Origin of the sequence: Streptomyces sp. S4.7, from assembly GCF_010384365.1 — a bacterium.
Taxonomy (GTDB): Bacteria; Actinomycetota; Actinomycetes; order Streptomycetales; family Streptomycetaceae; genus Streptomyces.
Genome location: NZ_CP048397.1, coordinates 5489055 through 5500077 on the forward strand (window position 1 = coordinate 5489055; position 11023 = coordinate 5500077).

Here is an 11023-nt window from a genome sequence, read left to right on the forward strand (position 1 = left end):
CTCCGCCGTACGGTGGGGCTCACACCGCGACACCCCAGTTTGCACACCAAGGAGAAGACCCAGTGGCCGAGCTGTTCTACGACGACGATGCCGACCTGTCCATCATCCAGAGCCGCAAGGTCGCGGTCATCGGCTACGGCAGCCAGGGCCACGCCCACGCGCTGTCGCTCCGTGACTCGGGTGTCGACGTCCGGGTCGGCCTGCACGAGGGTTCCAAGTCCAGGGCGAAGGCCGAGGAGCAGGGCCTGCGCGTGGTGACGCCCGCCGCCGCGGCGGCCGAGGCCGACGTCATCATGATCCTGGTGCCGGACCCGATCCAGGGGCAGGTCTACGAGGAGTCCATCAAGGACAACCTGAAGGACGGCGACGCGCTCTTCTTCGGACACGGCCTCAACATCCGCTTCGGCTTCATCAAGCCGCCCGCCGGTGTCGACGTCGCCATGGTCGCCCCGAAGGGCCCCGGCCACCTCGTCCGCCGTCAGTACGAGGAGGGCCGCGGCGTGCCGTGTATCGCGGCCGTCGAGCAGGACGCCACCGGCAAGGGCTTCGAGCTGGCGCTGAGCTACGCGAAGGGCATCGGCGGCACGCGCGCCGGCGTCATCAAGACGACCTTCAGCGAGGAGACCGAGACCGACCTCTTCGGTGAGCAGGTCGTCCTCTGCGGCGGTACGTCCGCGCTGGTCAAGGCCGGCTTCGAGACGCTGGTCGAGGCCGGTTACCAGCCGGAGATCGCGTACTTCGAGTGCCTCCACGAGCTGAAGCTGATCGTGGACCTGATGTACGAGGGCGGCCTGGACAAGATGCGCTGGTCGGTCTCCGAGACCGCCGAGTGGGGCGACTACGTCACCGGCCCGCGAATCATCACGGACCAGACCAAGGCCGAGATGAAGAAGGTCCTCGCCGAGATCCAGGACGGCACGTTCGCCAAGAACTGGATGGACGAGTACCACGGCGGTCTGAAGAAGTACAACGAGTACAAGAAGGCCGACAGCGACTCGCTGCTGGAGAGCACGGGCCGCGAGCTGCGCAAGCTGATGAGCTGGGTCGACAACGACGACGCCTGAGGCGTTCACGGTGCCGGGCCCAAAGCGCGGGCCCGGCACCGGACCGGCCGTCGAACGGCCCGTCGCCAGGCCCTCGAAGAGGTCGCCGGACGGCCGTCGGTGAGCGCTTGTGGCGGGGTCCGACCACGTACGGGTGATCTGCCCGCCGAGGCGGGAAACCCCTGCCGCCGACACCACTACACTGCTGCATACATCCGCGTCAGGCCCACAATGTCGTGCGTCTTCCACGCGATCAGGCCCGGACCAGGGCCTGGCACCCTCCGCCGCCTGCGGCCGTCGGGACGGCCGTCCGCAATGGACTTGTGAGGACCCACGTGAGCTCGCGTTCCAACGAAAAGCCGGTTGTACTCATCGCCGAAGAGCTGTCGCCCGCCACTGTCGACGCGCTCGGCCCGGACTTCGAGATCAGGCACTGCAACGGCGCCGATCGCGCCGAACTGCTGCCCGCCATCGCCGACGTGGACGCGATCCTCGTCCGCTCCGCGACCAAGGTCGACGCCGAGGCCGTCGCCGCGGCGAAGAAGCTGAGGGTCGTCGCCCGCGCCGGTGTCGGTCTCGACAACGTCGACGTCTCCGCCGCCACCAAGGCCGGCGTCATGGTCGTCAACGCGCCGACCTCCAACATCATCACCGCCGCCGAGCTGGCCTGCGGTCTGCTGGTGGCCACGGCGCGCAACATCCCGCAGGCCAACACCGCCCTGAAGAACGGCGAGTGGAAGCGCAGCAAGTACACGGGCGTCGAGCTGAGCGAGAAGACGCTCGGCGTCGTCGGCCTCGGCCGCATCGGTGTCCTGGTCGCGCAGCGCATGTCGGCGTTCGGGATGAAGATCGTCGCGTACGACCCCTACGTGCAGCCCGCGCGAGCCGCGCAGATGGGCGTCAAGCTGCTCTCGCTGGACGAGCTGCTGGAGGTGTCGGACTTCATCACCGTGCACCTGCCGAAGACCCCCGAGACCCTGGGCCTGATCGGGGACGAGGCGCTGCACAAGGTCAAGCCGACTGTGCGGATCGTCAACGCCGCACGCGGCGGGATCGTGGACGAGGAGGCCCTGGCCTCCGCGCTCAAGGAGGGTCGCGTCGCGGGCGCCGGTCTGGACGTCTACGCGAAGGAGCCCTGCACGGACTCCCCGCTGTTCCAGTTCGACCAGGTCGTCTGCACCCCGCACCTCGGCGCGTCGACGGACGAGGCGCAGGAGAAGGCGGGCGTGTCGGTCGCCAGGTCGGTGCGCCTCGCGCTCGCCGGTGAGCTCGTGCCCGACGCGGTCAACGTCCAGGGCGGGGTCATCGCCGAGGACGTACGGCCGGGTCTGCCGCTCGCCGAGAAGCTGGGCCGGATCTTCACGGCGCTGGCGGGCGAGGTCGCCGTACGCCTCGATGTCGAGGTCTACGGCGAGATCACGCAGCACGATGTGAAGGTGCTCGAACTGTCCGCGCTGAAGGGCGTGTTCGAGGATGTCGTCGACGAGACGGTGTCCTACGTGAACGCCCCGCTGTTCGCGCAGGAGCGCGGCGTGGAGGTACGCCTCACGACGTCGAGCGAGTCGCCCGACCACCGCAACGTGGTCACCGTGCGGGGCACGCTCTCGGGCGGCGAGGACGTGTCGGTCTCCGGCACGCTGGCCGGTCCGAAGCACCTGCAGAAGATCGTCGCGATCGGTGAGTACGACGTCGACGTGTCCCTGGCCGACCACATGGTCGTCCTGCGGTACGAGGACCGTCCGGGTGTCGTCGGCACCGTCGGCCGGATCCTCGGTGAGGCGGGGCTCAACATCGCGGGGATGCAGGTCTCGCGCGCGGAGGAGGGCGGCGAGGCACTGGTCGTCCTGTCCGTCGACGACAACGTGCCGCCGGCGGTGCTGGCGGAGATCTCCGCCGAGATCGGTGCGAACTCGGCGCGTTCGGTGGATCTGACCGACTGATCGGCCGCGCCCGACCGTTGAACACGGCGAGGGGCCCCGGGAGAGCATCCCGGGGCCCCTCGCCGCGTCCCTCACCGCGCCGCGGGCGGGGGCGGTCTGTCGGTGGCGACGGGCGTCCGCGCCGGCCGCTCGGCCAGGGCGCTCGGCCAGGGCGCGGCGAGTCCCGCGTTCGAACGTGCCACGGGCGCTTCCGAGCGTCGACTCGCCAAGACGGTGCGGGAGTTGGCCGCCAACAGCGGACTCGCGCCGCTCATGCCCGACAGGCCCGCGAGGGGTCGCCGTCGCCCGGTCAGCCGGTCTTCTCGGCGCGTGCGAGAAGGTCCGTCAGGGGCACGTCCGTGTCGGCGAGTTCGTTCGCGTCGACCGTCCGGCCGGAGGTGACGAGGTCGCGGATCGGGTCGGTGACGTCCCAGACGTTGACGTTCATCCCGGCCAGCACACGACCTCCGGCGAGCCAGAACGCGATGAACTCCCGCGTCTGCGTCGAGCCGCGGAAGACGACCTGGTCGTAGGAGCCGGGTTCGGCGTAGCCGGTGTACTCCATGCCCAAGTCGTACTGATCGGTGAAGAAGTAGGGCACGCGGTCGTACGTCACGTCCTGGCCGAGCATCGTCTTCGCCGCGGTCCGGGGCTGGTTGAGGGCGTTGGCCCAGTGCTCGACGCGGATGTGCTTGCCCAGCAACGGGTGGAAGGCGTTGGCGACGTCCCCCGCGGCGTGGACGTCCGGCCGGGACGTGAGCAGATGGGCGTCGACGCGGATGCCGTTGTCGACCTCCAGGCCGGCCGCCGCGGCGAGTCGGGTGTTGGGGGTGATGCCGACGCCGACGATCACCGCGTCGGTGTCGAGGCGGCTGCCGTCGGCCAGCAGCACACCGGTCGCCCGGCCGTCGGTGCCGGTGATTTCCGAGACCTTGACGCCGCAGCGCAGCTCGACCCCGTTATCGGTGTGCAGACGGGCGAAGATCCGGGCGGCTTCCCGGCCCAGCACCTGGAGCAGCGGGAGTTCCGCCGTCTCCAGGACCGTGACCTCAAGTCCGGCCGCGCGGGCGGCGGCAGCCGTCTCCAGGCCGATCCAGCCCGCGCCGATCACCACGACCCGGGACGCGGACCCGAACGTCTCCTTGATGCGGTCGCTGTCGGCGAACCGGCGCAGATGGAGCACCCCTCCGAGGTCGGCTCCGGGCAGCGACAGACGGCGGGGCGAGGAGCCGGTGGTCAGGAGCAGCTTCGCGTAGCCGACGCGGCCGCCGTCGGAGAGCGTGACCTCGTGGGCGGCCGGGTCGATCGCGGTGACCGTGGTGCCCAGCCGCAGATCGACGTCGTGCTCGGCGTACCACCCGGAAGGGTGGACGAAGGCGGTCTCGCGTTCGTCCTTGCCCTGCAGATAGCCCTTGGAGAGTGGCGGCCGTTCGTAAGGGCGCTCGCTCTCCTCTCCGAGCAGCGCGATCGGGCCGTCGAAGCCCTCTTCACGGAGGGTCTCCGCTGCCTTCGCTCCGGCCAGGCCGGCTCCGACGATCACGAATGCTGGGTTGGCGGCCATGCTCTCTCCTCTGCTGCGTCGGCTGCCCGCAGGTCGATGGTGGTGCGCTCGGCGATCGGGTCCCTGTCGGCGGCGCGCGCGGCGAGGTCATCGTCGTTCATGACGGTGGTCCGGGGGCGGTTGGTCTGTTCACCGGTGTGTCCGAGCGCGGCCACAGCCGCTCGAGTCATCGGTGATCGCGTGCTCGGTGGTGATCGCGTGCTCGGTGAATGGTGCGCCGTGACCGGTGACCGGTGACCGGCGGCGTCAGGCGGCGGCCGGGTGTGTGGCGTGCAGCTCCGAGTCCAGTTGCCCGAACAGCTCCTCGCCGGAGGCGGCGAACTTGCCGACGCCCTCGTCCTCCAGCACCCGCACCACGTCGTCGTAGGACACTCCGACGGCCCCCAGATCGTCCAGCAGCCGCCGGGACGCCGCGTACGTGCCGTGGACGGTGTCACCGCTGACGCGCCCGTGATCGGCGACCGCGCGCAGGGTCTGCTCCGGCATCGTGTTGACCACCATGGGCGCCACCAGTTCGTCGACGTAACGGGTGTCGGCGTACGCGGGATCCTTCACCCCGGTGGAGGCCCACAACGGCCGCTGCGGGCGCATCCCGGCCGCCGCCAACGCCTGCCACTCCTCGGACGCGGCGGCCCGCTCGAAGTGCTGGTAGGCGAGGCGCGCGTTGGCGATCGCGGCCCGTCCGCGCAGCGCTCGCGCCTCGGGCGTGCCGATCTTGTCCAGCCGGCTGTCGACCTCGGTGTCCACCCGGCTGACGAAGAAGGAGGCGACCGACGCGATGGACGCCAGGTCACGGCCTGCCGCGCGTGCTCGGGCCATGCCGTCGAGGAAGGCGCGCCGCACCTGGTCGTAGCGGTCGAGGGAGAAGATCAGCGTCACGTTGACGCTGATGCCCTCCGCGAGCGCGGTGCTGATCGCCTCCAGCCCGGCCTCGGTGGCGGGGATCTTCACGAACATGTTCGGTCGGTCCACCAGCCACCACAGGGCGCGCGCCTCGGCGATCGTCGCCGCCGTGTCGTGGGCGACGCGCGGGTCCACCTCCAGCGACACCCGTCCGTCCGCCCCGTCGCCTGCCTCGTACACCGGTCGCAGTACGTCACAGGCCCAGCGCACGTCGAACGCGGTCAGCGCCCTGACGGCTTCCTCGACCCGTACGCCGCGCCGGGCCAGATCGGCGACCTGTGCGTGGTAGCGGGATCCCGAGCGGATCGCCTTGGCGAAGATCGTCGGATTACTGGTGATCCCCACGACCCGCTGTTCGCGCACCAGTTCGGCCAGCTCGCCACCGGCGAGCCGCTCCCGGTTCAGGTCGTCGAGCCAGATCGCCACACCTTCGGCGGTCAGCCGGTCCAGGTGGGCATTCATGATCAACTTTATGCGTCGGTGCGGGGACGTTCGCGCGCCGTCGGGTGGGTCGGAGCTCCCGCCTCCACGGTAACGCCGATTTACGCTTATTTGACAGGATATTTACTGGATCCCCAACGGTTCTCAGGACCTCAGCCGGGCGGACTCCAGGCGGGCGGACTTCAGCGCCATGTGCAGCAGCAGCCGGTCCTCGCCGTCCGCCAGGTCCAGGCCCGTCAGCTGTTCGATGCGGGACAGCCGGTAGTAGAGGGTCTGACGGTGGATGCCCAGCTCCGACGCCGTACGGCCCGCCTGGCCCGCGAGGTCGAGGTAGACCTCCGCCGTGTGTGTCAGGTCCGTGTGCGCGGGTGTCAGCAGCGGGCGCACCACCGGGTCGGTGACCGCGGGCACCGAGGTCAGCAGCCGGTACGGGCCGATCTCCGACCACTGGGCGACGGGGCCGTAGCGGGGCTGCGCCGCCGAGGCGTGGGCCGCCGAGAGCGATTCGTGCCAGGCGTCGGGGAGTTCGGCCAGGCCGCGGCGCGGCGTCGCCGCTCCGGCGGTGGCTTCCGGGCCCGCGGCGTCACGCAGCCGCTCCGTCGCCGCCAGCGCGGGGCCCAGGGCGTCGGCCGACCGGAGCCGTACGAGCAGGGCCAGCGACAGATCCGGCAGCGTGCACAGCGCCGCCGTGCCCGCCACCGCGCGCACCGTCGGGTCCGCGCCCCGCCACGGCGTGACGCACAGCACCACGTGCGGCCCGTCCCCGCCCGGCCCCAGCGCCGTACGCAGCGCGTCCACCGCCATGTCGCGCTGCCAGCCGCGCTCCGCCATCAGTACGGCACGGAACTCGCGCGCCAGGTCCGTGCCCGCCCGCACCTCCTCCGCGAGCAGTGCCCCGATCCGCCCCGTCACCTCCATGGCCGCCGCCAATCGGTCGTCGGTGAGGCCCCGGCCGGTGTCGTCGAGCAGCCATACGTAGCCGAGCACCGTGCCCCGGTGCCGTACGGGCAGACAGATCCGCCCCCGGAAGACCCCGGCGTCCGGCGCGGCGGGGATACGGACGGGGCCGGTCGCCCGGGTGATACCGAAGCCCTCGAACCAGTCGCGCACCGCGGGGGTGGACTTCCGCGTCAGGATCGACCGCGTCCTGACGGGATCCATCACGCCCTCGTCGTCGCTGTCGTGCACCCCGAAGGCGATCAGCCCGAAGTCCCGGTTCTCCAGCGTGAGCGGCATGCCGAGCAGCGCCGAGATCTCGTCGACCAGCTCCTGGTAATCGTCCTTCATCCGGATATTCTCGCACCGCCTTCAGACATATGTCTGAGATCCCGGCCACGGATGCGTGACAGGTGTCGATGGCAGAGGATCGGAGCGGTCCCTAGATTTCGCAGTGGTTCTCCGTGCCGCGGCCGGGCGTTCGCGCCCCGTACGGCCTGCTCGTTCTCTTCCGTGGAGGTGCCCTGTGCTGGGTCCCGTGATTCTCGCCGCGTCGCGCAGCGACACGATGCGGCGCGTCGTCTCGGCCGCGCCGGTCACCAGGCCCGTCGTGCACCGTTTCATCGCCGGCGAGACCGTCGACGGTACGACGCCCGTCATCCAGGACATGGCCGACAGCGGCCTCGAAGTCACCATGGACGTCCTCGGCGAGGACATCACGGACCCGGCCGAGGCACTGCACGCCCGCGACGCCTACCTGAAGCTGATCGAGGCCCTCGCGCCGCTGGGCCTCGGCACCCGCGCCGAGATGTCGGTGAAGCTCTCCTCCTTCGGACAGACCCTGCGCGGCGGCCACGACCTCGCGCTGCGCAACATCACCACCGTCGTCGAGGCGGCCTCCGAGATCGGCACCACCGTTACGCTGGACATGGAGGATCACACGACCGTCGATTCGACGCTCGCCATCCACTCCACGCTGCGTGAGCGCTTCCCGGAGACCGGCGCCGTCGTCCAGTCGTACCTCTTCCGTACGGAGGACGACTGCCGCGCGCTCGCGGCTTCGGGCTCGCGAGTACGGCTCGTCAAGGGCGCCTACAAGGAACCCGCACGCGTCGCGCACCAGGACAAGGGCGAGGTCGACAAGGCGTACGTGCGCTGCCTCAAGACCCTGATGGCCGGCGAAGGACACCCGATGATCGGGACGCACGACCCGCGCCTGATCGCGATCTCGCAGGAGCTCGCGATACGGGCCGGACGCACGCCCGACGCGTACGAGTTCCAGATGCTCTACGGCATCCGGGAGGCCGAGCAGCGCCGTCTGGCCGCCGAGGGCCACCGGGTGCGTGTCTACATCGCGTACGGCACCGACTGGTACGGCTACTTCATGCGCCGGCTGGCGGAACGCCCCGCCAACCTCGCCTTCTTCCTGCGCTCGCTCGCCACCCGCGGCTGAGCACCCGTCACGACGGCGCCACCGCCGCCCACGACCGTCGACCGTGAACCGTCTACTGATCAAGGAGATTCGGCAACCATGGACGCTGTGACCCAGGTCCCCACGCCGGTCAACGAGCCGGTGCACGGCTACGCCCCCGGCTCCCCGGAGCGCACCCGCCTCGAAGCCAAGCTCAAGGAGCTGGCCGACCACCCCGTCGACCTGCCGATGACCATCGGGGGCGTGAAGCGGATGGGCGGCGGCGAGCGCTTCGACGTCGTACAGCCGCACAACCACCAGGCCGTTCTCGGTACGTACGGCAATGCCACCGAGCAGGACGCCCAGGCCGCCGTGGACGCCGCTCTCGCCGCTGCGCCGGGCTGGCGCGCGATGGCCTTCGACGACCGCGCCGCGATCATCCTGCGCGCGGCCGAGCTGCTCTCAGGGCCGTGGCGCGAGACGCTGGCCGCCTCGACGATGCTCGGCCAGTCGAAGACCATTCAGCAGGCCGAGATCGACACCCCGTGCGAGCTGATCGACTTCTGGCGCTTCAACGTCTCCTACGCGCGCGAGATCCTCGCCGAGCAGCCGCGCGCCAACTCGACGGGCGTGTGGAACCGGCTCGACCACCGGCCGCTCGAAGGCTTCGTCTACGCGATCACGCCCTTCAACTTCACCGCCATCGCGGGCAACCTGCCGACCGCGCCCGCGCTGATGGGCAACGTCGTCGTCTGGAAGCCGTCGCCCACCCAGACGCACGCCGCCGTCCTGCTGATGAGCCTTCTTGAAGAGGCGGGGCTGCCCAAGGGCGTCATCAACCTGGTGACCGGCGACGGACTGGCCGTGTCCGAGGTGGCGCTGGGCCACCCCGAGCTGGCGGGCATCCACTTCACCGGCTCCACGAAGACCTTCCAGCACCTGTGGAAGACCGTCGGCGGCAACATCGAGAAGTACCGCTCCTACCCGCGCATCGTCGGCGAGACCGGCGGCAAGGACTTCGTCGTTGCCCACCCGAGTGCCGACCGCGGTGTCCTCAAGACGGCGCTGACCCGCGGGTCGTTCGAGTTCCAGGGCCAGAAGTGCTCGGCGTCCTCGCGCGCGTACGTCCCGGCCTCGATCTGGAACGACGGCTTCAAGGAGGAGTTCGGCGCGGAGGTCGACGCCATCGCCATGGGCGACGTCACCGACCTGTCGAACTTCATCGGCGCCGTGATCGACGAGCGGGCCTTCGCGAAGAACAAGGCCGCGATCGACCGTGCCGCCGCCGACCCGACGTGCACCATCATCGCCGGTGGCACGTACGACGACTCCGTCGGATACTTCGTACGCCCCACGGTCATCGCCTGCACCGACCCGGCCAACGAGGTCTTCACGACCGAGTACTTCGGCCCCATCCTCGCCGTCCACGTCTACGAGGACGCGGAGTACGACGCGATGCTGACGCAGATGGAGTCCGTCTCCGCGTACGCGCTGACCGGCGCCGTCATCGCCGGTGACCGTGCGGCGGCGGCCGACGCGATGGCCAAGCTCCGCTACGCCGCGGGCAACTTCTACATCAACGACAAGTCGACCGGCGCCGTGGTCGGCCAGCAGCCCTTCGGCGGCGGCCGTGCCTCCGGCACCAACGACAAGGCGGGCGCCCCGCAGAACCTGATGCGGTGGACCCTGACCCGTGCGATCAAGGAATCGCTCGTGTCCCCGACGGACTACCGCTACCCGCACATGGGCTGAGCCGCCCCGGCCCGTCGGCCCCACAACCCCCGCCCCCGTGCCGGCCCGAACCCCGGTTCGGGGGCGGTGTCTTCCTGACAAAGAGGTCGTGCCGGTGCCCTCACCTCCGTACGGAGGTGAGGGCACCGGCACGACCCGGTTGCCCGGCTCAGACCTTGCGGTAGCGCGCCATGCCGAACGAGAACATCCCGAAGAGCACCAGCCCCAGCGCCACCAGCACGAGCAGCCAGGGACCGGCGGGGGTGTCCGTGAACGAGCGCAGCGTGGCGTCGAAGCCCTTCGCCTTGTCGGGCTCGTAGTCCATGGCCGCCTTGATCACGAACCAGCCCAGCGCCGCGAACAGCACCCCGCGCGCGAGTCCGCCGCCGACCCCGGTCACGTCGATGTAGCGCTTCGCCCCCCGGGACATCTGACCGAGCTTGAGGTGCTTGTGGTACGACCGCTTCGCGGCGCGCACCCCGATCCACAGACCGGCGCCCAGGATCCCGATACCGGCGGCGCCGACCAGCCACTGACCGGCGGGCAGCTCCATCGCCTTGGCCGTGACGTCCTGCGACTGCTGGTCGCCCGACGAACCGCCCTTGTCACCGGCGGCGAAGGTGAGGACCGAGTAGGCCACGAAGCCGTAGAAGAGGAAGCGCCCGGCCGACAGCAGCCGCGTGCTCGTCTTGTGGCCGTCGGGCCCCGAAGCGCCGAACAGCGCCTCGGACAGCCGCCACAGGCACATTCCGACGAGACCGATTCCCAGTGCCCACAGGACGAACGAGCCCATGGGCTTCTCGCCGATCTCGGCCAGCGCGCCACCGCGGTCGGCCTGCTGTCCGCCGCCTCCGAACGCGATCTGCAACGCCAGCAACCCGATCAGCAGATAGATGACGCCGCGCGCGGCGAAACCCCAGCGTGCCGCGGCGTCCATCGCCGAACTGTTCGCCGCCTGACGGCCCTTGCCACGGCCTCTGAGTGACATCGTGTCTGCGTTCATTTGGCACCCTCCCCATCGTCCGTCGAGTGCCCCCGACTCGGGCGCGGAAACGGGGCCCGGAAACGGCGCGGCGGG

General features: G+C 70.3%; 9 protein-coding genes. 4 read left to right on the forward strand and 5 right to left on the reverse strand.

Annotated features, from left to right (window positions below; all coding sequences use genetic code 11):
* The first annotated feature begins 62 nt into the window (after positions 1 to 62).
* On the forward strand, positions 63 to 1064 hold the full coding sequence (gene ilvC / locus SSPS47_RS24535) for a ketol-acid reductoisomerase (RefSeq protein ID WP_164252899.1): 1002 nt from the start codon (positions 63 to 65) through the stop codon (positions 1062 to 1064).
* A gap of 314 nt (positions 1065 to 1378) precedes the next feature.
* A complete protein-coding gene (gene serA, locus SSPS47_RS24540; protein WP_147873700.1) occupies positions 1379 to 2983 on the forward strand; it encodes a phosphoglycerate dehydrogenase in 1605 nt (534 codons plus the stop codon).
* Positions 2984 to 3272: 289 nt separating this feature from the next.
* Here serA and SSPS47_RS24545 read toward each other — a convergent pair whose 3' ends face one another.
* The 4 genes from SSPS47_RS24545 to SSPS47_RS24560 all read right to left on the reverse strand — a co-directional run bounded on the left by SSPS47_RS24545 (position 3273) and on the right by SSPS47_RS24560 (position 7154).
* A complete protein-coding gene (locus SSPS47_RS24545) occupies positions 3273 to 4523 on the reverse strand; it encodes an FAD-dependent oxidoreductase (RefSeq protein WP_164252900.1) in 1251 nt (416 codons plus the stop codon).
* Positions 4499 to 4693 carry a hypothetical protein gene (locus tag SSPS47_RS24550; protein WP_164252901.1) on the reverse strand — a complete coding sequence of 65 codons (195 nt, stop codon included), beginning with the start codon at positions 4691 to 4693 and terminating at the stop codon, positions 4499 to 4501. Before SSPS47_RS24550 ends, SSPS47_RS24545 begins: the two co-directional genes overlap by 25 nt.
* A gap of 76 nt (positions 4694 to 4769) precedes the next feature.
* Positions 4770 to 5888, reverse strand: coding sequence for a transaldolase (gene tal, locus SSPS47_RS24555; protein ID WP_164252902.1), 1119 nt, complete (start codon positions 5886 to 5888; stop codon positions 4770 to 4772).
* Between the two features lie 123 nt (positions 5889 to 6011).
* Positions 6012 to 7154 (reverse strand): PucR family transcriptional regulator, encoded by a 1143-nt coding sequence (locus tag SSPS47_RS24560; protein ID WP_164252903.1) that lies wholly within the window; start codon positions 7152 to 7154, stop codon positions 6012 to 6014.
* Between the two features lie 175 nt (positions 7155 to 7329).
* Between SSPS47_RS24560 and SSPS47_RS24565 the strand changes: the two genes are divergently transcribed.
* Together SSPS47_RS24565 and pruA are read left to right on the forward strand one after the other, a co-directional pair.
* The gene (locus tag SSPS47_RS24565) at positions 7330 to 8256 is read left to right on the forward strand and encodes a proline dehydrogenase family protein (protein WP_164252904.1); all 927 of its coding nucleotides are present in this window, start codon (positions 7330 to 7332) and stop codon (positions 8254 to 8256) included.
* A gap of 78 nt (positions 8257 to 8334) precedes the next feature.
* Entirely contained in the window at positions 8335 to 9966 is a 1632-nt protein-coding gene (pruA, locus tag SSPS47_RS24570) for an L-glutamate gamma-semialdehyde dehydrogenase (RefSeq protein WP_164252905.1), read from the forward strand.
* Positions 9967 to 10114: 148 nt separating this feature from the next.
* On the opposite strand, the gene SSPS47_RS24575 is transcribed toward pruA, so the two are convergent.
* Positions 10115 to 10948: a DUF1206 domain-containing protein gene (locus tag SSPS47_RS24575; protein ID WP_164252906.1), complete on the reverse strand. Its 834-nt coding sequence runs from the start codon at positions 10946 to 10948 to the stop codon at positions 10115 to 10117.
* Between the last annotated feature and the right edge of the window lie 75 nt (positions 10949 to 11023).

Coding starts and splice junctions, on each gene's coding strand:
- SSPS47_RS24560 (WP_164252903.1), bottom strand. CDS start 7,154: ATGAAGGACGATTACCAGGAGCTGGTCGACGAGATCTCGGCGCTGCTC.
- SSPS47_RS24545 (WP_164252900.1), bottom strand. CDS start 4,523: ATGGCCGCCAACCCAGCATTCGTGATCGTCGGAGCCGGCCTGGCCGGA.
- pruA (WP_164252905.1), top strand. CDS start 8,335: ATGGACGCTGTGACCCAGGTCCCCACGCCGGTCAACGAGCCGGTGCAC.
- tal (WP_164252902.1), bottom strand. CDS start 5,888: ATGAATGCCCACCTGGACCGGCTGACCGCCGAAGGTGTGGCGATCTGG.
- SSPS47_RS24575 (WP_164252906.1), bottom strand. CDS start 10,948: ATGAACGCAGACACGATGTCACTCAGAGGCCGTGGCAAGGGCCGTCAG.
- SSPS47_RS24550 (WP_164252901.1), bottom strand. CDS start 4,693: ATGACTCGAGCGGCTGTGGCCGCGCTCGGACACACCGGTGAACAGACC.